This window comes from Desulfomonilia bacterium, assembly GCA_036567785.1.
GTDB lineage: Bacteria > Desulfobacterota > Desulfomonilia > UBA1062 > UBA1062 > DATCTV01.
Window position 1 is genome coordinate 28,595 of the sequence record DATCTV010000030.1, and the last position, 19,857, is coordinate 48,451.

A 19,857-nucleotide genomic window follows, 5' to 3' on the forward strand; every position below is an offset into this window, starting at 1 on the left:
AACTATTTTGAGTTGCAAAGATTAAAAATCGCCAGGACAAATACTATTCTGCCGGAAGGGCTGATATCTCTTATTGCCAAATGTATTCCTTTACTTCAGCCTGGATCGATGATGTGCTCAATACCGGCTGGCCGTAGAAGGCGACAGAGAAAGGAATCTCGTTAACCTGGGAAAGAACGCCGAGCGAACTGCTGCCGTCCGTCAATATGGCATCAATTTCAGGCTCGTTTTTTAACAGGAAATCTGTATCGAGCGGTACTTTACCGGCATATACGGTCTTGGCGGCAAGCATTCTGCCGTCTTTGGCGTATATCCTTATTTCCACCTGCAGAGATTTCAGAGGTTTGTTTTCATTTTTTATTACGATACCTTTTATTACAAGGATCTGACCATTTTCTCCAATGTTGAAATACTTGAAAGAGGTGTCTGTATCTTTAATTGAGAAAGGATAAACCACTTCCTGCCTGGATGACTTGTCGCCTATTCCATCAAATATCTTCAGTCTTCCGGTTTTGCTGTAAGAAAGTATCAGTGCTATTGTTATTATGATCATTACAAATAGACCGGTCAGAGTATTTCTAAGGCTCCTCGGTTTGGTTTTTCTGTCAACAACCGGTTTCTCGGCAGTTGCTTGCTCGACAACCCGATGTTTGTCACCGGAAAAGGTCAGTCCTGTATCAAGCGGGGCGGATTCGAATTTTTCATCATATCCGTTTTGTTTTTTCTGAATATCTTCCGTTTCAGGTTTGCCTGATTCAGGTTCAAGAAGGTCGGGCAATTCTTTCTCAAGCGTGAAGATGTTGGAACATACGCTGCATCTCATTCTTATTCCCTTCTTTTGCAGAAGGGAATCGTCAACCTTGAATTTGCTTGAGCATTTCGGGCAGACTATTATCATTTTATCCCTGTTTTATTTCCTCTTCACTGAGTACGTATATCTGAGGCAGACCCCTGAATTTTTCGGCATAATCCAGTCCGTATCCCACAACAAAACCGTCATTTATCTTGAACCCGCAGAAGTCAGGACTGATATCAACCTCACGCCTGCAGGACTTATCAAGAAGCGTGCATAATTTCAAAGAATTGGGTTTCATGGAAGTCAGCATTTCATTAAAAGCATAAAGGGTATGCCCAGTGTCCAGTATATCATCAACAACTAGGACATCTTTTCCCTTTATATCAATCTTATGGTCCAGAGTTACTACCGGCCTGGTCTCAGGCATGTCCTTGTTGCCATATGTCGTTATTTTAACGAAATCGATATTGAACGGGATGCTGATATTTCTTGCCAGGTCGGATGCAAACATAAAAGAGCCTTTGAGAATTGCAAGGATATAAAGATTTTTCGACTGATATTCTTTGCTTATCTGCATGCCTATATTTTTGACTTTATCAGCTATTTTACTGGCACTGAAGAGTAATTCCATAATCATTTTATATAGTATGGCCGGAAATGTGTCAATGCAGTGATATCAAGCCCTTCCATGCTCTCCTTTCTCAAATTATAATCATATTAGTCGAGATTTTTCAGATACTGACTATAGCTTGCCATATAAGACAGAATGCTTGCCGCTTCCTCCGGTGTTGTAAGGCACATTGCCGGTCCATAGGATGTATGCTGCAAAGTCTGGATGCCTTCGCCCAGTGAAACCGAAATAATAGGTTTTCCTGTTTCCTTCTGCAGCCGTGCCATTTCCGAGATAAACTTGTTTTCAGTCTTGATATGGTCTTTTATTATTGAAAGTTTAAGCTCTTTGCTCAATATGCTTCCGAGGACCTTTTCCTGGGACTGTATGAAATCTTCAACTATTTTAAGTGTGCCGACAACACCCAGGGTGATAATGGAATCAATCATGTCCCAGTTTGCCAGGAGTTCCAGTGTCTTTAAATGCAGTTCAGGCTTGTTTTCACCTACAAGGTCTATCGGATTGGATTTGTTCCAGTATGCTGGGACATGCTTGTTCAATTCTTCGATGATATCTTCAGATAAAGGAGGAAGGACCAGGCCCTGGCTTTCACACTCATCAGCGGTGACGACACCCCAGCCGCCGCCCAGGCTCATTATTCCCACCCTGTTGGATTTAGGTATGGGAAGGTTCGTCATTGCTCCTGCCACATTGAGCAGTTCGGTAGGATTCTTGACCTGAATTATCCCGGTTTGTTTGAACATGGCAGTATATGTTTCAAATGATCCGGCCATTGCCCCTGAATGCGACTGGGCGGCTTTTGAACCTGTCTTGGATCTGCCTGTTTTCAGAGCCACTACAGGTTTTTTCCTTGTCGTTTTCCTTGCAATTTCCATGAACTGCCTGCCATTTTCCACACCTTCAAGGTACATGGCAATACCATTGACCTCATCCCTTTCTCCAAAATATTCCAGAAGCGTGCCGGCTTTGAGAATTGCCTCATTTCCCGTGCCTGCATAAAAACATACACCCATACCCCTGTTGATGGTCCATTGTATAATCTGGACGCCGATATTGCCGCTCTGGGAAATGACTCCAAGGCTTCCTTTGCCAGGGAAGACTGGTACGCCGATTGCAGTCAAACCGGCATGAGTTGATATCGACCCCATCGTATTCGGCCCCAGGAACACAAGACCCGAGTCTTTTGCAATTTCATTGATTTCTTGTTCAAGTTTCCTGCCTTCTTCTCCTGTTTCCTTAAATCCCGAGGATATTATAACAACCGATGTAGTACCCTTTTTTATGCAATCTTTCAGGGCGTTACAAACATGAACTGCGGGAATTGTTATTATTGCCAGATCAACCTTGTCTGGAACCGACTCAAGGTCCGGATAGGTCTTCAAGTCAAGGATCAGTTCCTTTTTTGTATTGATGGGGTATATTTTCCCCTTGAATCCTCCGCTTAATATTGCAGTTGTAATCATAAATCCCCATTTCCCGGGGATGTCCGAAGCACCTATGATTGCGACTGATTCGGGGAAAAACATTGCATCGAGTTTTTTTCTTAAGCTTTCATCCATATTTCATATCTCCTTGTCCGTGATTGTTGTCATTCAGGGGGTCCATAAATATATTGTTGCCCAATTAGTATAATTCTTTTATTATAAATTAAATATAAATCTTACTATTTTTTTCTGCAACAATAGGGGGGGCATCATGGAAGAAAAAAGATTACACGAAAGATTACCGGTCGATTTAAGGGCTCAGTATTATGAGGAGTCGCCTGAAACATACATAGGCCGTGTAAGCAATCTGAGCATGGGCGGTATGTTTATCAAAGTATCCAATCTGAGTAAATTAGGTGCATACGTTTTTATCGATATAGATGCTGAGAGTATAGGCAAGGTTGTCTGGACTCAGGGCCATGTTGTGAGAACCACGCCGTTTGGAATGGCAATTGAATTTAACAGGGCGGATACGAAAGGGCTGGAATCTCTGCTGTCTGCGGAAAAATCGATAATAAAGAAGAAGAAAGCATAAATCGTTAAATGCTTATGTAACTCTATCCGCAAAGTGCGTATCCAGGTTAATGTAGCGAAAAGTTCACTTTGGTATAAGATATTTTTTTAAAAAGCAGAAAACCCCTAATTATTCTTTGAGAACCTCACAGGTAACCTTGTTGACATAGTGCTCGCACATGGTTTATTTCAGATAATACATCTTAAATAAAGGAAGTGAGGAAGATGGAAGAAAAAGACTTGCAGCTCATAAACAAAATCATCCCGGAAAACCCTGAACTGAAAAAACTCTGGGAAGAGCACCTGGATTACAAGGTAAAACTCGATGAATTCAACAGGAAGAAATATCTCAGCGCAGAAGATGAACTGAAGCGAAGAGAAATACAGAAGCTGAAGCTTGCCGGTAAAGATAGAATTGAAGATATTCTAAGGATGCATAGAAAGTGAAGGTTATCCTTTCCTGAAAAGTTAAGGGGAATGCATGACGAAAATAAAGGGCGCACTGGCGCTCATCGAATCCCTCAGGTGCGAGGGCGTAAAGCATGTTTTCGGTTATCCGGGCGGAGCCGTCCTGGATATTTTCGACATGCTTTATGATGCAAAAGACATTGAGTTCATCCTTGTCAGGCATGAACAGGGTGCGGTTCATGCTGCCGACGGCTATGCCAGAGCAAGCGGAAATGTGGGAGTCTGCGTTGTCACTTCAGGGCCTGGTGCGACGAATACCGTCACAGGTCTTGCCACTGCATACATGGATTCCATTCCTGTTGTTGTATTTTCCGGTCAGGTATCGACACATCTGATTGGAAACGATGCCTTTCAGGAGGCAGATATCGTTGGCATCACAAGGTCATGCACGAAACATAATTTTTTAGTTAAAGACGTGAATCACCTTCCGAGGATAATAAAAGAAGCATTTTATATAGCCAGGACAGGAAGGCCAGGGCCTGTTCTGATTGACCTTCCCAAGGATGTCATGAATGCCCAGGTATTATTCAAATATCCGGAAGAAGTCCACCTGCGGGGATATTCGCCTACATATAAGGGACATCCGGGGCAGATCAAAAGGATTGTTGATACAATATTGAGGAGCAAAAGGCCTGTAATTTATGCCGGTGGCGGTATCATACTTTCAAATGCGGCGGATGAGTTGAGAGAATTTGCACGTACAACCCGCATACCGGTAGCCTTAACGCTTATGGGACTTGGCGCGTATCCGGCAGGTGAGAGAGGTTTTCTCGGGATGCTGGGGATGCACGGCACATACTATGCTAATATGGCCGTACATGAATCAGACTGTCTTATTTCGATTGGCGCCAGATTTGACGACCGTGTTACAGGCAAGATCGACGAATTCTCGCCAAAAGCAAAAGTCATCCATATAGATATCGATCCTACATCCATTAGCAAGAATGTAAAAGTGGACCTGCCCGTGGTCGGCGACTGCAGGAACGTACTGACAGACATGCTTGCTCTGCTTGAGAACAGATCAAAAGACGTTGATGAACTTCGAAGAGAAATCGAGCCCTGGAATAAAGAGATAGATTACTGGAAAGAGCATATGCCTCTCAAATACGATTCCTCTGATCAATTGATCAAGCCACAGTATGTTATTGAAACCATAGACAGGCTTTCCCCTGAAGATGCGATAATCACGACTGAAGTCGGACAGAATCAGATGTGGACTGCTCAGTTTTATAAATTCAACAAGCCGAGGCTGTTTCTTTCTTCCGGCGGTCTGGGGACAATGGGATATGGTTTCCCGGCGGCAATAGGCGCGCAGATTGCATTTCCGGAAAGGACTGTTATCGATATCGCCGGAGACGGCTCAATTCAGATGAATATTCAGGAGCTGGCGACGGCTGTACAATACAGTCTCAATGTGAAGGTAATGATTCTCAACAACTGCAACCTCGGGATGGTCAGGCAATGGCAGTGTCTGTTTTATAGAAAAAGGTATTCTCATACCGCCATGAATTTTTCTCCTGATTTTGTAAAACTGGCTGAGGCTTACGGGGCGAACGGGTTTCTTGTAGACAAACCGTCGGATGTGGAAAGTGCGATAAAAGAGGCATTTAAAATCAAGGGGCCGGTATTTGTTGACTTCAGAGTCGACCCGGATGAGCATGTGTATCCTATGGTGCCGTCCGGCGCTCCAATCAAGAATATGCTGCTTGTATGAGGATGAGGTAAGAGGATAGCATATTATGAAGCATGTAATATCTGTACTTGTTGACAATGAAGCCGGCGTCCTTACCAGGGTGTCAGGTCTTTTTTCAGGCCGGGGATTCAATATCGAATCCTTGAGCGTTGCCCCGACTCTTGATCCCAAGATTTCTATTATGGTTATCACGACAAGCGGCAATGAACAGGTGCTGGAACAGATAAAAAAGCAGCTTAACAAGCTCATAAATGTTATTAAAGTTGTCGACTATGTCGGCAAGGATTGTGTACAAAGGGAAATGGTGCTGATCAAGATTCAGGCTAGGGACGAAAACAGGGCCGAGGTGTTGAGGATTGCAGAGATATTCAGGGCAAAAGTGGTTGATATATGCCCGAAATCCTATACACTCGAACTCACGGGAGATAAAAACAAACTGGGCGGTTTCATAGAAATGTTGAAACCTATAGGAATAATAGATTTTATAAGGACAGGCACGGTAGTCATGGAAAGAGAAATGCAAGGAGGCGGAGTCGAGCTATGATGAAGGTATATTATGACAAGGATGCGAATCTTGATCTGATCAGATCAAAAAAGGTTGCCGTAATCGGATACGGCTCGCAGGGTTTCGCCCATTCCAACAACTTGAGGGATTCGGGTGTCGAAGTTGTTGTCGGATTGAGGGAGCAGAGCAGTTCATGGAAAAAAGCTGAAAATGCAGGCCTCAAGGTAATGGACATCAGTGATGCAGTTAAATGTTCCGATATCGTGATGATACTTCTTCCGGATGAGATTCAGCCCGAAATTTATAAAAAACAGATCGAACCTTATCTCAGGGATGGCATGTATCTGGCCTTTGCTCATGGATTCAATGTCAGGTACAAACAGATTGTTCCTCCTGCCGGGGTGAGCTGCTTCATGGTTGCCCCGAAATCTCCGGGGCATATGGTGAGGTTTGAGTATGCCCAGGGCCGGGGTGTTCCCATGCTGATTGCCGTTCAGAACGATGTTTCAGGCAATACTAAAGATATGGCCCTGTCATATGCTTGTGCGATAGGGGGAGGTAAAGCAGGCATCCTCGAGACAACATTCAAAGATGAGACTGAAACGGATCTGTTTGGCGAACAGGCGGTTTTGTGCGGCGGCGTGACTGCGCTCATCATGGCGGCCTTTGATACGCTGGTTGAAGCGGGATATGCCCCGGAACTTGCTTATTTCGAATGTCTGCATGAACTCAAACTGATCGTTGACCTGATATATGAAGGGGGCATCACTAATATGCGCTATTCTGTCAGTAATACTGCACAGTATGGCGACATTTCAAAAGGCCCTGTACTTATTGATAAGAATGTAAGGGAAAAAATGAAAGGGCTTCTCACGGATATTCAAAACGGGAAATTTGCCGAGGAGTGGATAAGTGAAAATGCCGCTGGAAGGCCTGTCTTCGATGATCTGACAAAGAAAGGAGAAGAGCACCTGATAGAAAAAGTGGGAGAAAAGCTCAGGGCAATGATGCCATGGCTCAAAGAAGGAAGAAAGGTAAACAGACAGGAGAACTGATCATGAAGAAAAGAAGATTCAGAAGATTTAGTAATGAAGGGTTGAAAAACAGAATCCCCTTATTGCCGAATTTTGTCACAACAATAGGGCTGTTTTTCGGATTCTTTTCAATAATGTTTTCACTGAAAGGTAATTTTTATAATTCTGCAATCATGATTGTTCTGGCTGGTTTCATCGATGGAGTTGACGGAAGAATAGCACGGGCAACCAATTCAACTTCAGCCTTCGGTAAGGAATATGATTCCCTGTGTGATCTTGTATGTTTCGGAGTAGCCCCATCAATAATGGTTTACCTGTGGGAACTTTCAGAATTCGGCAGGATGGGATTTCTTGCGGGTTTTGTTTATGTCGCCTGTGGTGCCTTGAGGCTGGCGCGTTTCAATACTGATACAACCGGCGACGGGACGAAATTTACCGGCCTTCCAATCCCTGTTGCAGCAGTGACGCTCGCCAGTATACTTCTTATTTATGGAACGATGGGTGAATATCAGAACATTCCATATGCGGTCTCGTTTATTGAATCGATCAAAGGTGTTCCTATTCTTGCAGGCGTTTTTTTCCTGGCATTTCTTATGGTCAGCACCATAAAATATCCGAGCTTCAAACATGTAACTTACATAAAGGCCCATCCGTTCCAGCTCCTGGTTGCAGGTGTGCTGCTGCTTATGGTGGTGGCTTACAAGCCTGAAATGATGGCTTTCCTCCTTACAATGACCTTCGTAATCGGCGGGGTAATTTCCAATATTATCCAGTACCTTTTCTTCAGGAACAGGAAGGCTGTAAGCGAGGAAATAAATGAAACCATCCCAAGAGAGAATCATAATATTTGACACAACATTGAGAGACGGAGAGCAGTCTCCGGGCGCCACAATGGATGTTCATGAAAAAATCATTGTGGCAAAACAGCTTGAACTTCTTGGTGTTGATAAGATTGAAGCCGGTTTTCCTGTAACATCACCGGGTGATTTCGACGCAGTGCAGGCGGTAGCATCGGAGATAAAAAAACCGCAGATAGTAGGACTTTGCCGCGCCAGAGAACAGGATATACTGAAGGCATGGGATGCTGTCAGGGAAGCTAAAAATCCGGGGCTTCATACATTTATTGCCACTTCTGATATCCATCTCAAGTACAAGCTCCGTATGGAAAGGGATGAGGTCCTCAGGCATGTTGAATATGCCGTTGGTTTATGCAGATCTCTTTCTCCGAACATAGAATTTTCAGCAGAGGATGCGACCCGCTCTGATTGGGATTTTCTTGCAGAAGTCTTCTCGGCGGCAATCGCTGCCGGTGCTGATACCCTGAATGTGCCCGATACCGTAGGATATACTACACCACAGGAATTTTCCGACCTAATCAGACATCTGGTAAACAAGGTTAAAGATATTAATAAGGTCACTATCTCCGTTCACTGCCATAATGATCTGGGGCTTGCCACAGCGAATTCAATAGCTGCTGTTCTGGCTGGCGCCCGTCAAATCGAATGTACAATAAACGGTATTGGTGAACGTGCGGGCAATACGTCACTCGAGGAAGCGGTGATGATCATGAATGTCCGCAAAGACCTTTATCATCTGAAGAATGGAATCGATACCTCTCAGATTTACCCGGCAAGCCGTCTGGTATCTCATATAACAGGTATTCCAGTGCAGCCGAACAAGGCGATAGTCGGGGCGAATGCATTTGCACATGAATCAGGCATCCATCAGGATGGTTTTCTGAAAGAGCGCACCACCTATGAAATAATGACACCCGAAACAGTGGGCATTGGCAAATCTCAGCTTGTTCTGGGAAAACACTCAGGGAAGCATGCGCTGGACAACCGGCTGAAGGGTATGGGTTACAATCTCAATGAAGATGAGTTGAAAAAGGTATTCAGCCGCTTCAAGGAGATATCTGATAAAAAGAAGAAGGTTTATGATGCAGATATCGAGGCGATAGTAATTGAAGAAATCTACAGGATTCCGGACAGGTATGAATTGAAGAATATAAATGTCAGTTCAGGAACGGTTACGATTCCGACGGCAACTGTTCAGCTGAGTATTGATGGTGAGGTTTCGCTGGATGCAGGTTTTGGAAACGGACCTGTAGACGCACTGTTCAAGACCATCATAAAAATGACCGGGTACAATGCGGAACTTCAGAGATTCAGTGTGAGTTCGATAACAGGCGGGACAGATGCCCAGGGTGAGGTTGCTGTTGAACTGAAAGACCGCGATCTGGTATCTATTGGTCATGGTTCCGACCCCGATATACTTGTTGCATCGGCAAAAGCGCTGGTAAATGCGATAAATAAAATGGAATTCATAAAAAAAAGAAAGGGCATATAAAAGGCAAAGGGGAATAATCAATTGGGAATGACAATAACTGAAAAGATACTGTCCGCACATATGGATGGTAAAAAAATTGTACCGGGTGAATTCATCCGTCTTTCGGTCGACGTAATACTGGCTAACGATATAACCGCCCCTATAGCTATCAGGGAATTCTATAATTCAGGAGTACAAAATATTCACGATCCTGACAGGATCGTATTCGTGCTTGATCACTTTACTCCGAATAAAGATATAGACTCTGCTAATCAATGCAAACTGATCAGGGAATTTGCGGGAAAACACGGAATAAAAAATTTTTTTGACGGCGGAAACTGCGGCGTGGAACACGCACTTCTGCCGGAGAAAGGCCTTGTACTTCCGGGTGATGTTGTTATCGGGGCGGACAGCCATACCTGCACATACGGCGGACTTGGAGCATTTGCAACGGGAGTCGGCAGTACTGACATTGCTGCGGCAATGATAACCGGTCAGGTATGGTTTATGGTGCCTGAGACCATGAAATTTGTTTTCAGCGGTAAACTGATGCCCTGGGTAGGTGGCAAAGATATCATCTTATATCTGATCGGAAAGATAGGTGTTGACGGAGCACTTTATAAGACAATGGAAATATCAGGCGAAGCAATAGATGCGCTTGATCTTAGCGGAAGGCTTACCATTGCAAATATGGCTATAGAAGCTGGTGCCAAATCAGGGATAATTAAGGCTGATGAGAAGACTGTTTCCTATGTTGAAAACAGGGCGACAAGGCCATACACGATATATGAAAGCGACGAAGATGCAAATTATGAATCGGTATATGAATATGATTGTGCTAACATCGAACCACAGGTTTCATTTCCCCATCTGCCTGAAAAGGCAAAAGGAATAAGTGAAGTAGGTGTTATAAGAATCGATCAGGTTATAATCGGTTCGTGTACAAACGGCAGAATTGAAGATTTAAGAATTGCAGCGGACATTATGAAGAATAAGCGTGTTGACAGAAATGTCCGTTGTATTGTCCTTCCGGCAACTCCTGAAGTGTATTTGAAAGCTGAGGAGGAAGGGTTGCTTAGGATATTCCTTGAAGCGGGCGCAGTGCTCGGGCCGCCTACATGCGGGCCGTGTCTTGGCGGCCACATGGGCATTCTTGCGGAAGGTGAGCGCGCTGTCTCAACCACCAACCGCAATTTTGTTGGCAGAATGGGGCACAGGACAAGCGAGGTCTATCTTGCCGGACCCGCAATAGCTGCCGCATCAGCAATTACAGGAAAAATATCATCACCCGGGGAGGTGATGTAATGATTCGAGAGATGAAGGGTAAGGCATTTGTCTTCGGAGACGATATTGATACCGATGCTATAATTCCAGCCAGGTACCTGAATAATTCTGATCCGGATATACTGAAACTGCATGTCATGGAAGATGCCGATTCTGAATTTTCATCAAAAATCACTGCTGGAGATATTATTGTGGCCGGGAAAAATTTCGGCTGCGGATCATCAAGGGAGCATGCACCGATAGCAATCAAAGCCGCAGGCATAAGTTGTGTCATTGCAGAGAGCTTTGCCAGGATATTTCTTCGAAACAGCTTCAACATGGGGCTTCCCATATTGATCTCCGTTGAAGCTTCAAGAGACATTAAAGAAGGTGATGTCCTGGAAGTGAATGCAGAAGAGGGAGTAATCAGAAACATCACAACAGGCAAAAAGTATATTTCCAATAAGCTGCCTGATTTTATTAAAGAGATCGTGGAAGATGGAGGGCTTATTGAGCATATCAAGAAGCGGCACAATATCTGATTAAAAATATCTATATAAGATAATAAGTTACAGAAAGAATTTATTAATCAATACCAGATACAGACAAAAACCCCCCTTGCTTTTAGAAACAAGGGGGGTTTGCATTAATGATCTCTTACTTCGCTGGTGGTGCTGCCGGGGCTGCTGCGTCAGGAGCCGGGGCTGCCGGAGCTGCTGCGTCAGGAGCCGGAGCTGCTTCAGGTGCTGCCGGAGCCGGAGCTGCTTCAGGTGCCGGAGCTGCTTCAGGTGCCGGAACAGCCTGCTCTGTTGCTGCGGGAGCCGGTGCCTCTTCCTTCTTTGCGCAACCCAAAGAAACTGATACTGCGAAAACAACAAGTAATGCTACTGCTAGATTGATCCATTTACTCATACCGCTATCTCCTTTTAAATTTTTATTTTTTTCTATGTAGATGTTTTATTTGTTAATTATTACGAACTGATCATTTCTATTTTTAGCCCAGGCTTCTTCTGTGTGTCCAGGATCCAGAGGTTTTTCCTTGCCGTAGCTTATTGTAGAGATGCGCTCTTTCTCAATGCCAAGTGAAACAAGGAAGTCCATGGCCGCTTTTGCCCTTCTCTCTCCAAGTGCCAGGTTGTACTCGACAGTACCTCTTTCATCGCAATTTCCAGCTATCTGGATTGTTACATTAGGATTTGCCTTGAGGAAAGTCGCATTCTGATTCAATATATCCTGCGATTCCTGCTTGAGGTCGAATTTGTCGAAATCGAAATAGATGTTCTTTTCCTGAAGGGCTTTAATTTCATCATCAAGACTTGGGATTGGGGCCTGAGTCTGAATCTTTACTTCCTCTTTCGGTTTTTCCGGTGCAGGTGCCGGTGCTGCAACAGGAGCTTTTACTTCTTCAACCGGTTTCGGTGGCTCAGCCTTTTTTGCACAGCCAGCTGCCAAAAATGCCAGTGCTATAAATAGTACCAAAAATGATCTGTAATAATTTTTTTTCATCATATTCCTCCTGTTTTGTTTTTTTTAAAGTAAATTACTCTTTCTCAATCGATGGTCAAGCAGAAAAAGGATCGTTTCAGATTCAAATAATATAACCATATTTTTTTATTATAATGCCATAAAGGTATTGTCAATAAAAATAACTCACAGAATAGCTTGTAAAGCCATTCTATAGGCTGTTTAAATTAAAATACTCTAATGTCTTAACTAATGTCTTAACTAATTTGCTCCGGATATTTTGTGAAAGCTGTTTTTTATCATTGGTTTGCAATCGGGATAAAATAAGTGAGAATTAAGAAATATCGTCTATAATATTTTCCAGTCTTTCATCGAAAACTGATTTAAGACTGTCGTATTCGGTTGAAAGTTTGTCCAGTTCATCAAACAGAGAGTTTATAATTGTTTCGTTGCTGGTAAGGGTGATAGAAAGTTCAGCAATCTTTTTACCGTCCCTTTCCTGGGTCGCCAGCTCTATTGATTTATTAATAATTGCCGATTCCTTTTCGAGAGCTGCAATTTCATTCTCGATTTTTTCTATTTTCTGTTCAAGTGGTCTGAGTACTTTTGATCTTTCAATAATTATCTGGGATCGCGCCTTTCTCAGTTCTTTTTTCCCTGCAGCATTGTCCGAACAGTTGGAAGTCTGGTCGGTTTTGAATAGCGTTTCTTCGTCTCCCCAACCACCTTTATCAAGAAAATCCTGATAGCTGCCTTCGAATACGAAAGTTTTTCCATCATGAAAAACTATCAGCCTTTCGGCCAGGGCATGCAGGAACATCTCATTATGGGTCACAAGAATCACGGCACCGTCAAAGCTGTCAATCGCAGCCAGAAGGGCATCGCAGGATTCCATATCGAGATGGTTTGTCGGTTCATCGAGAAGAAGCATATTAACCGGTGTTGCAAGGATCTTACCGAGCATGACCCTGCTTTTTTCTCCGCCTGACAGGACAGAAATTTTTTTAAGCGCGTCATCGCCTTCAAAAAGCATGGCAGCGCAGATGTTTCTTGCAGTCTGCCTGTCGATATCCGGTGCGGAAGCCATTATTTCTTCTTCGATTGTGCGTTTGTCCGATAGCGTTACGATGTTGGTCTGTTCAAAAAAAGACCATTCTACCCCTTTGTTCCAGATGAATTCGCCTGTGATCTGCTTGAGGTTGCCGGCAATCAGCCTCAGGAGTGTGGTCTTTCCCTTTCCGTTCTGGCCGACGACGCATATTTTATCATGCGCGCCGATTGTTATATCGAGACCGTTAATCAGCGGGTTGGCCTGATCAAAACAAAAGCTTATGTTTTTTGCGCTCAGAACATATTTCCCATTATATTCTTTTTCCCTGAAACTGAATTCAAGTGCTTTCAGATTTTCAAGCTTGGTTTTCTTCTCCTGCTTTTCCAGTGCTTTCACCCTTGACTGTACAAGCCCTGCAAGCCGTGCTTTCGCCCTGAAGCGGGTAATGAAAAGCTCAACCTCTTTTCTTTTTCTTTCGTCATTCAGTCTTGTCTTTTCATATATTTCTTCATCCTGCGCAATCTGCGTGTAATATTTCTCGGTTGTACCCGGGATTTTGCGCAGCTTCCTCCTGTGAATGCCTATGGTATGCGTGATGACCTTGTCCATGAAACCACGGTCATGCGTAATCAGCATAAGTTCCCTGGGCCAGCCCTGTAGAAACTTTTCAATCCATCTTATTGATGTGATGTCCAGATAATTTGTCGGTTCGTCAAGCAGCAAGAGGTCAGGTTCTGAAACAAGCACTTTGGCAAGGTTGAGCCTTATCTGAAAACCGCCTGAAAATTCAAGAGGGTTCCTGTTCATGTCGGAGCGCTGAAAGCCAAGTCCTGCAAGTACCTTCTCAACTTTCCATGAATCTTCTTTTTCCGTCTCAATAAGGCCCTTCATCCCTTCTTTGAGTATGGTGTCTTCGGTAAATTCAAGCTGTTGTTTAATATAACCTATGCGGTAATTACGCGGGATCGTCACGGTTCCCTCATCCGGGGTATCTTCGCCGGTAATAATCCTCAGCAGTGTTGTTTTTCCGTGCCCGTTTCGTCCGACAAGTCCCGCCTTTTCTTTCTGGTTAAGCTTGAAGCTGGCGCCTTCAAACAGTATATGTTTTCCATATGCTTTTCCGAGATTGTCAACGCTGATCATATTCTTACAGTTGCTATAAGATCATAAACAGGCTGTCAATTGTGCAGTTTTATATTGGTTTGCCTGTAAGAAGATGCTTGATTTTCACGATGAATAAAAAAATTGACTGATATGTCAAAATTAAATTGACATGTCAATCAACTCTCGGTATCCTTTCTTTTATGGCTAAAGATGATAAGCAGAAAATTATTATTGATGCTGCATTGGAGGTCTTCAGGGACAAGGCTTTCGCCAACACCCGCATGGCTGATATAGCCAACCGAGCAGGGGTTTCATACGGTCTGGTTTATCATTATTTTTCAAGCAAGGAAGTTCTTTTCGATGTTATTGTCGAGTCGTGGTGGAAAAACCTTTATGAAATGCTTGAAGGGGTAAAGTCCGATCAGGATGAATTCGAGAACAAACTACGAATCATAATGAATTTCTTTCTTGATACTTATGAAACCAACCCCAACCTGATGGCGATCTTTGTCACTGAAGTGTCCAGAAGCTCGGTGTACCATACAGCAAGAGGGCTTTCGAGGTTCAGGAAGCTCTTTGAGCTGTTCGAACAGATTATGGTTATCGGACAGAAGAAGAAATTTCTTCGAAGCGATATAGCGCCTCATTACCTTACTTATATCTTTCTTGGTGCAATTGAGGCGTTCATGTCTGTTGTAGTGCTGGGTAACGAGAAGCTTTCAAATGACAGAAAAACCCGCGCCACGAATGCGATTTTAAGCGTGTTTCTGAACGGGGCAAAGGTATGAGATCAGTCATGTATAGCGGCGGAAACAATTCAAAGCGCAAAGTCTTTACAAGAAAATATGATTTTGTGAGAGGAGTTCGCCAATGCATCTGAAGGGTCAGATACATATCCATACTACTTCTTCAGACGGAAGGCTGACCCATCAGCAGGTTGCTGATACGTATTCGGGACTCGGGTTTGATTTCATCGCATATACCGACCATGACCATCTCTTAAAGTCAAACTATCGTGATTCCATAAAAACGGTAAAAACCAGGATGATTGTTTTCTCCGGTATTGAACTTACAATAAGCACACGCTGGGGATATGTTCATGTCAGCCGTATTGAAGGAGACAAGGAAATACTCCATACATTCAATCATCCGGGAGAAAACAATTTTTCCATAAATCATACTCTGGAGGCTATTGAAGATGTTTCCAGGGGCCTGAAAATTGATGCGGTCGAAATTACACATCACGGTTTTCTTACCAGAGAGTACGATACTGAAGAGATCCCCTATCCAAAAGTTGCAACAGATGACTCCCATTCCGTGCTTGGATGTGGAAGGGCATGGATAGAGCTTGATTCGACAAAGAAAAAAGACTCGATCATTAAGGCTATAAAAAACGGCGACTTTGCATGCTGCTATGTAAAGACGCCGGCAAAAAAAATGGTCATCGCATGATGGCTTTATAACAATCCAAGGAGGTTCAAATATGAAAAGGGTTGCTATCTGTGCAGTTGCCCAGCACAAGATTGAACCGGACATCTGGTATAAGCGTTTCCAGGGAATGCTTATAGACGTTATGGATGACATACGATCCCAGACCGGTTTCACCTACGATGAAAAAAATGGTGTCAGGAACATAGTAACATGTTCGGATGACGTATTTGATGCGCGCACCATCTCCAATAATGGTGTGACAGACGCTGTCGGCGGCCATTACAGGGGTGAGGAAAAGATGGCGCAGGAAGGTCTCAACGGCCTTGGATACGCCGCGAGCATGATCCTTGCCGGACATGATGATGTCGTCTATGTGGCGGGCCATTCAAAGGAAAGCCAGCCTGAAAGCCGTCTTCTGTGTTCAAGCCTCGCATATGATCCCTTCTACGGGAGACCTGTAGGACTCGATTTCCTTAATGTAGCGGCGCTCCAGGCAAGGGCTTATGCTGAAAAGTCAGGCATAACGGATGAACATCTTGCAAAGGTTGTTGTCCGTGCCCGGGCGTGGGCTGCAAAAAATCCTTATGCGAATGAGACGAAACAGCTTGATCTGGGCGATGTAATGTTTTCGCCGATGGTCTGCGACCCGATAAGGAAAAACCATATCTATCCCGTATCCGACGGTGCCGTGGCGTTCCTGCTCGCTTCTGAAGAAAGGGCGCATGAATTTACAGATAATCCGGTATGGATAACGGGATTTGCAAGCTGCATGGACAGCTATTTTCTTGGTGACCGCGACCTTGCGAGCAACTTCGCCCTCAAGAAGGCGTCTGAACGTGCCTATAAAAAAGCCGGAATCAAGAATCCGAAGAAGACGATAAAGCTTGCCGAAGTCATGGACTGCTACGCATATCAGCAGCCCATGTGGCTTGAGGGCCTGGGGCTGGCTGACGAGGGAAAAGGCGGAGAATTCATAGATGAAGGCCTGCTTGATAAATACAATGTAAACCGTTCCGGCGGGATGCTTTGCGGTTCACCAATCATGATCGGAGGCATGTACAGGGCGGCTGAGGCGGTACTGCAGCTTCAGGGCAAGGCCGGCAAACGTCAGGCCAAAGGCGTCAAATGTGCCGTTGTTCAGAGCACCACCGGCGGCGCCGGCCAGCATCAGGCAGTGCTTGTTCTCGAGAAGTAGAGGGGGTGAGACATGGGACATAAGAAAAACAGGAATGTAGCGATAGTCGGAATCGGCCAGACCGAATATTCTTCGCACAAGGAAAACCAGAATCAGGTCGAGATGATCAATGAAGCGGTCAGGGCCGCATTGGCGGACTGCAATGTTACCATGGATGATATAGAGTGTGTCGTCCACGGCAATATGGAACTCTTCGAGATGGTTCATCTTCCTGATATGTGGCATTCGCTCGGTACTCTTTCCTATGGGAAGGACGAATTTCGTCTGACGACCGGCGGCACGGTCGGCGCCACTCTTGTCTGCGCCGCAGATAATCTGATTGCTTCAGGTATGTATGATGTGGTCATGGCGATCGGAATGGAAAAATTGCAGGAGGGAAATACGACCGGCGGCATTACCAACATGGCGGATCCGCTCTGGTTCAGGCATCTTCAGACTGGTGCGCTTACCGCTACTACGGCAACGGCGATGATAGCGGAATTCGGGGAGGAAAGGGCTATGAAAGCCGCCATGCATTATCGTATCATGATGGATAAGCATGCATGCCTCAATCCTCGTGCTCACAGGCGATTCGGTCTCGAATATGAACAGATGAATGACCTCATGACTACTTCTCCAAAACTGGTTGGAGAGTTGAGGCTTATCCATATGTGTTCACAGTCTGACGGATGCTGCGTGATGATCCTTGCGTCAGAAGAAAAGGCAAAAGATCTTGCCAGGAAGGCGCCCGTATGGATACGCGATCATATAACAGTTCACCGCGAGGAAACCTTCAACTGCTTCGGTCTGGAAAAACCTGAGATGACACATCACTATGCTGCCAGACATCTGTTTGAAAGAAACGGGATAAAAGAGCCTCTGGAGTATTTTGACGTTTTCGAGATGTATGACCCGTCTGCATGGTGGGGTCTCGACTGGCTCAGGGAGTTTTTCCTGCTAGAAGGCGATGAACATATAAAGATGCTGGAAAACGGTGACTGGGACCTTGACGGAAAGCTCCCCATAAATCCTTCCGGAGGCGTCACTGCGACAAATCCGATAGGGGCTACGGCAATGGTGCGGCCCGCCGAGGCGGCGCTGCAGATAAGGGGAGATGCAGGTCCGCATCAGCTCAAACGCGAAGTAAAGCACGCCCTAGCATCAGGCTTCGGGGGGACACTGTGGACGGTGCTTATGATGCTTGAAAAAGATCTGGACTGGTAGGAGGTGGATGATGGCTGAATATTTTGGCTCAAGAGTGGAAGATATATTCGGTACGATGCCCGAGAGGTTCAAACCGGAAGGTGTAACCGGTGTCGATGTGGTTATTGGGTATGACATAACCGGCGAAGGCGGCGGAAAATGGACCGTGACGATCAAGGATTCAAAGCTAAAAGTTGAAAAGATTGAAGGCGGTCTGCCCAAATGTTCGGTAACTTTGAATACCGATGCAGAAGGGTTTGTCGGCGGAGCGCTGGGAAAACTCGATACAGGAGAGGCCTTTTCGTCCGGAAGACTAAAGGTTGCCGGTGATATAACCGCTCTGCTCAACGTCCTTCCGAAGGCCTTTACGCCGTTCAAGCCGGTCATAAGGGCTAAGGCAATCGTTGAGAGCATGCCTGAACGCTTCAGGGCCGACAAGGCTGAAGGTGTCAGTATGAAGATAGGTTATGACCTCTCCGGGACCGACGGCGGCAAGTGGACTGTTGTAATCAAGGACAATGCCTGTACTCTCAAGGAAGGCATAGATGCTGACAATACTGTTACCCTCATAATGGATGCAGATATTTTTGTCGGGCTCAATACCGGAAAGGTCGATCCGGGTGCTGCCTTCAGCGCTGGCCAGGTGAAGATAGACGGTGATATGATGGCTGCAGGAGCGACAGCAAAGCTGTTCAATAAATTCGAGGTCGCAGGTGGAGATGAAAAAGGCGGAGAAGAGCTGATCAGCCTCAAGTGTGTTCCTTCGATAAACCAGAGGTTTGCCACAGGTACGCACATGGGGAAATGGTTTAAAGGTCTCAAGGAAAAGAAGTTTTTTGCATCCAAATGTCCCGTTTGCGGAAGAACCCAGATACCTCCGCGTGAAGTCTGTGCAGTCTGCAGAGTACGTGCTGATGAATTCATTGAAGTTGGACCTAAAGGCACGGTAACCGTTATTGACAAGGTATATTTTGCAAGTCCTGACCCTCTCAGCGGAAAGGTCAAGCAGACACCTTATGCCGCTCTTTTCATGATTTTGGACGGCTCGACACCTGGTGAAAGTTTTGCACACGATATCAAAAAGGAAGATTTCGACAGGATTCGTCCCGGTATGAAAGTCAGGCCGGTCTGGGCGGAGAACAGGACGGGAAGCTTTTCAGACCTGCTCTATTTCGAAATCGATGACTAGGGAGGCATGATATGGCAGTAGATAAAAAAATAGACAAGAGTGAATGTTTTGTAATGAACGGCAAGATGGCCCTGCCGAACCAGTATTTTGCCGGCAGTGTCGGATCGAAGTTCATAATCTCCTTAAGAGATGCCAAGAAGATACTCGGTGTAAAATGCGGCAAGTGCAACAAGGTTTATGTGCCGCCTAGGGAATACTGCGAGAAGGACCTTGAAAAGCTTGATGAAAACTGGGTTGAACTTGGAAATGAAGGTGTTGTGACAAACTATACCATTGTGAATTACTGCGACAAGCACCTGCCCATCAAGCCGCCTTATATACTTGCGCTCATAAAGGTTGATGGTGCGGATACGCCTTTTGCACATATAGTTCAGGGGATTGCACTGGAAGACATAAAGATAGGAATGAGGGTCAAAGCGGTCTATGCAGCCGAGACTACGAATTCCATAAGGGATCTTGATCATTTTGAGCCTGTGTGAAGCAGGCATTTTGAATGGGTAAATTGATTCGGGCTGGTTCTGAAAGG

At 45.0% G+C, this 19,857-nt stretch carries 21 protein-coding genes; 15 read left to right on the forward strand and 6 right to left on the reverse strand.

Features of this window, described 5'->3' with window-relative positions:
- Nucleotides 1–70: 70 nt before the first annotated feature.
- The 3 genes from VIS94_07180 to VIS94_07190 all read right to left on the reverse strand — a co-directional run bounded on the left by VIS94_07180 (nucleotide 71) and on the right by VIS94_07190 (nucleotide 2,986).
- The gene (locus VIS94_07180; protein HEY9160848.1) at nucleotides 71–898 is read right to left on the reverse strand and encodes a zinc-ribbon domain-containing protein; all 828 of its coding nucleotides are present in this window, start codon (nucleotides 896–898) and stop codon (nucleotides 71–73) included.
- Nucleotide 899: 1 nt separating this feature from the next.
- Nucleotides 900–1,427 carry a hypoxanthine phosphoribosyltransferase gene (gene hpt, locus VIS94_07185; GenBank protein HEY9160849.1) on the reverse strand — a complete coding sequence of 176 codons (528 nt, stop codon included), beginning with the start codon at nucleotides 1,425–1,427 and terminating at the stop codon, nucleotides 900–902.
- Nucleotides 1,428–1,513: 86 nt separating this feature from the next.
- A complete protein-coding gene (locus VIS94_07190) occupies nucleotides 1,514–2,986 on the reverse strand; it encodes a CoA-binding protein (GenBank protein ID HEY9160850.1) in 1,473 nt (490 codons plus the stop codon).
- Between the two features lie 136 nt (nucleotides 2,987–3,122).
- Between VIS94_07190 and VIS94_07195 the strand changes: the two genes are divergently transcribed.
- From VIS94_07195 to VIS94_07235, 9 genes are all read left to right on the forward strand, one after another.
- Nucleotides 3,123–3,446: a PilZ domain-containing protein gene (locus VIS94_07195; GenBank protein HEY9160851.1), complete on the forward strand. Its 324-nt coding sequence runs from the start codon at nucleotides 3,123–3,125 to the stop codon at nucleotides 3,444–3,446.
- 203 nt (nucleotides 3,447–3,649) lie between these two features.
- Nucleotides 3,650–3,871: a DUF465 domain-containing protein gene (locus VIS94_07200; protein ID HEY9160852.1), complete on the forward strand. Its 222-nt coding sequence runs from the start codon at nucleotides 3,650–3,652 to the stop codon at nucleotides 3,869–3,871.
- Between the two features lie 34 nt (nucleotides 3,872–3,905).
- A complete protein-coding gene (ilvB, locus tag VIS94_07205) occupies nucleotides 3,906–5,606 on the forward strand; it encodes a biosynthetic-type acetolactate synthase large subunit (protein ID HEY9160853.1) in 1,701 nt (566 codons plus the stop codon).
- 25 nt (nucleotides 5,607–5,631) lie between these two features.
- Nucleotides 5,632–6,129, forward strand: coding sequence for an acetolactate synthase small subunit (ilvN, locus tag VIS94_07210; GenBank protein ID HEY9160854.1), 498 nt, complete (start codon nucleotides 5,632–5,634; stop codon nucleotides 6,127–6,129).
- Nucleotides 6,129–7,145 carry a ketol-acid reductoisomerase gene (gene ilvC, locus VIS94_07215; GenBank protein ID HEY9160855.1) on the forward strand — a complete coding sequence of 339 codons (1,017 nt, stop codon included), beginning with the start codon at nucleotides 6,129–6,131 and terminating at the stop codon, nucleotides 7,143–7,145. Before ilvN ends, ilvC begins: the two co-directional genes overlap by 1 nt.
- A gap of 2 nt (nucleotides 7,146–7,147) precedes the next feature.
- Nucleotides 7,148–7,975 carry a CDP-diacylglycerol--serine O-phosphatidyltransferase gene (pssA, locus tag VIS94_07220; protein HEY9160856.1) on the forward strand — a complete coding sequence of 276 codons (828 nt, stop codon included), beginning with the start codon at nucleotides 7,148–7,150 and terminating at the stop codon, nucleotides 7,973–7,975.
- A complete protein-coding gene (locus VIS94_07225) occupies nucleotides 7,941–9,473 on the forward strand; it encodes a 2-isopropylmalate synthase (GenBank protein HEY9160857.1) in 1,533 nt (510 codons plus the stop codon). The genes pssA and VIS94_07225 overlap by 35 nt, the downstream gene beginning before the upstream one ends.
- Nucleotides 9,474–9,494: 21 nt before the next feature.
- Entirely contained in the window at nucleotides 9,495–10,757 is a 1,263-nt protein-coding gene (gene leuC, locus VIS94_07230) for a 3-isopropylmalate dehydratase large subunit (GenBank protein ID HEY9160858.1), read from the forward strand.
- Nucleotides 10,757–11,257, forward strand: coding sequence for a 3-isopropylmalate dehydratase small subunit (locus VIS94_07235; GenBank protein HEY9160859.1), 501 nt, complete (start codon nucleotides 10,757–10,759; stop codon nucleotides 11,255–11,257). The genes leuC and VIS94_07235 overlap by 1 nt, the downstream gene beginning before the upstream one ends.
- 115 nt (nucleotides 11,258–11,372) lie before the next feature.
- Here the strand turns inward: VIS94_07235 and VIS94_07240 are convergent, their stop codons facing one another.
- The 3 genes from VIS94_07240 to VIS94_07250 form a co-directional block, all read right to left on the reverse strand.
- A complete protein-coding gene (locus tag VIS94_07240; protein HEY9160860.1) occupies nucleotides 11,373–11,627 on the reverse strand; it encodes a hypothetical protein in 255 nt (84 codons plus the stop codon).
- Between the two features lie 45 nt (nucleotides 11,628–11,672).
- On the reverse strand, nucleotides 11,673–12,224 hold the full coding sequence (pal, locus tag VIS94_07245) for a peptidoglycan-associated lipoprotein Pal (GenBank protein HEY9160861.1): 552 nt from the start codon (nucleotides 12,222–12,224) through the stop codon (nucleotides 11,673–11,675).
- 289 nt (nucleotides 12,225–12,513) lie between these two features.
- A complete protein-coding gene (locus VIS94_07250; GenBank protein HEY9160862.1) occupies nucleotides 12,514–14,373 on the reverse strand; it encodes an ABC-F family ATP-binding cassette domain-containing protein in 1,860 nt (619 codons plus the stop codon).
- Nucleotides 14,374–14,534: 161 nt separating this feature from the next.
- Between VIS94_07250 and VIS94_07255 the strand changes: the two genes are divergently transcribed.
- The 6 genes from VIS94_07255 to VIS94_07280 all read left to right on the forward strand — a co-directional run bounded on the left by VIS94_07255 (nucleotide 14,535) and on the right by VIS94_07280 (nucleotide 19,810).
- Nucleotides 14,535–15,122, forward strand: coding sequence for a TetR/AcrR family transcriptional regulator (locus VIS94_07255; protein HEY9160863.1), 588 nt, complete (start codon nucleotides 14,535–14,537; stop codon nucleotides 15,120–15,122).
- Between the two features lie 82 nt (nucleotides 15,123–15,204).
- Nucleotides 15,205–15,786 carry a hypothetical protein gene (locus tag VIS94_07260; protein ID HEY9160864.1) on the forward strand — a complete coding sequence of 194 codons (582 nt, stop codon included), beginning with the start codon at nucleotides 15,205–15,207 and terminating at the stop codon, nucleotides 15,784–15,786.
- Nucleotides 15,787–15,817: 31 nt separating this feature from the next.
- A complete protein-coding gene (locus VIS94_07265) occupies nucleotides 15,818–16,960 on the forward strand; it encodes a thiolase family protein (GenBank protein HEY9160865.1) in 1,143 nt (380 codons plus the stop codon).
- Between the two features lie 12 nt (nucleotides 16,961–16,972).
- The gene (locus VIS94_07270; protein HEY9160866.1) at nucleotides 16,973–18,163 is read left to right on the forward strand and encodes a hypothetical protein; all 1,191 of its coding nucleotides are present in this window, start codon (nucleotides 16,973–16,975) and stop codon (nucleotides 18,161–18,163) included.
- Nucleotides 18,164–18,173: 10 nt separating this feature from the next.
- Nucleotides 18,174–19,331 carry an SCP2 sterol-binding domain-containing protein gene (locus VIS94_07275; GenBank protein ID HEY9160867.1) on the forward strand — a complete coding sequence of 386 codons (1,158 nt, stop codon included), beginning with the start codon at nucleotides 18,174–18,176 and terminating at the stop codon, nucleotides 19,329–19,331.
- 11 nt (nucleotides 19,332–19,342) lie between these two features.
- Nucleotides 19,343–19,810 (forward strand): Zn-ribbon domain-containing OB-fold protein, encoded by a 468-nt coding sequence (locus VIS94_07280; protein ID HEY9160868.1) that lies wholly within the window; start codon nucleotides 19,343–19,345, stop codon nucleotides 19,808–19,810.
- Nucleotides 19,811–19,857 lie beyond the last annotated feature (47 nt).

Coding starts and splice junctions, on each gene's coding strand:
- VIS94_07195 (HEY9160851.1), top strand. CDS start 3,123: ATGGAAGAAAAAAGATTACACGAAAGATTACCGGTCGATTTAAGGGCT.
- VIS94_07275 (HEY9160867.1), top strand. CDS start 18,174: ATGGCTGAATATTTTGGCTCAAGAGTGGAAGATATATTCGGTACGATG.
- ilvC (HEY9160855.1), top strand. CDS start 6,129: ATGAAGGTATATTATGACAAGGATGCGAATCTTGATCTGATCAGATCA.
- VIS94_07265 (HEY9160865.1), top strand. CDS start 15,818: ATGAAAAGGGTTGCTATCTGTGCAGTTGCCCAGCACAAGATTGAACCG.
- VIS94_07235 (HEY9160859.1), top strand. CDS start 10,757: ATGATTCGAGAGATGAAGGGTAAGGCATTTGTCTTCGGAGACGATATT.
- VIS94_07240 (HEY9160860.1), bottom strand. CDS start 11,627: ATGAGTAAATGGATCAATCTAGCAGTAGCATTACTTGTTGTTTTCGCA.
- VIS94_07255 (HEY9160863.1), top strand. CDS start 14,535: ATGGCTAAAGATGATAAGCAGAAAATTATTATTGATGCTGCATTGGAG.
- ilvB (HEY9160853.1), top strand. CDS start 3,906: ATGACGAAAATAAAGGGCGCACTGGCGCTCATCGAATCCCTCAGGTGC.
- VIS94_07200 (HEY9160852.1), top strand. CDS start 3,650: ATGGAAGAAAAAGACTTGCAGCTCATAAACAAAATCATCCCGGAAAAC.
- pal (HEY9160861.1), bottom strand. CDS start 12,224: ATGATGAAAAAAAATTATTACAGATCATTTTTGGTACTATTTATAGCA.
- VIS94_07280 (HEY9160868.1), top strand. CDS start 19,343: ATGGCAGTAGATAAAAAAATAGACAAGAGTGAATGTTTTGTAATGAAC.
- VIS94_07190 (HEY9160850.1), bottom strand. CDS start 2,986: ATGGATGAAAGCTTAAGAAAAAAACTCGATGCAATGTTTTTCCCCGAA.
- VIS94_07270 (HEY9160866.1), top strand. CDS start 16,973: ATGGGACATAAGAAAAACAGGAATGTAGCGATAGTCGGAATCGGCCAG.
- VIS94_07180 (HEY9160848.1), bottom strand. CDS start 898: ATGATAATAGTCTGCCCGAAATGCTCAAGCAAATTCAAGGTTGACGAT.
- pssA (HEY9160856.1), top strand. CDS start 7,148: ATGAAGAAAAGAAGATTCAGAAGATTTAGTAATGAAGGGTTGAAAAAC.
- ilvN (HEY9160854.1), top strand. CDS start 5,632: ATGAAGCATGTAATATCTGTACTTGTTGACAATGAAGCCGGCGTCCTT.
- VIS94_07225 (HEY9160857.1), top strand. CDS start 7,941: ATGAAACCATCCCAAGAGAGAATCATAATATTTGACACAACATTGAGA.
- hpt (HEY9160849.1), bottom strand. CDS start 1,427: ATGGAATTACTCTTCAGTGCCAGTAAAATAGCTGATAAAGTCAAAAAT.
- VIS94_07250 (HEY9160862.1), bottom strand. CDS start 14,373: ATGATCAGCGTTGACAATCTCGGAAAAGCATATGGAAAACATATACTG.
- VIS94_07260 (HEY9160864.1), top strand. CDS start 15,205: ATGCATCTGAAGGGTCAGATACATATCCATACTACTTCTTCAGACGGA.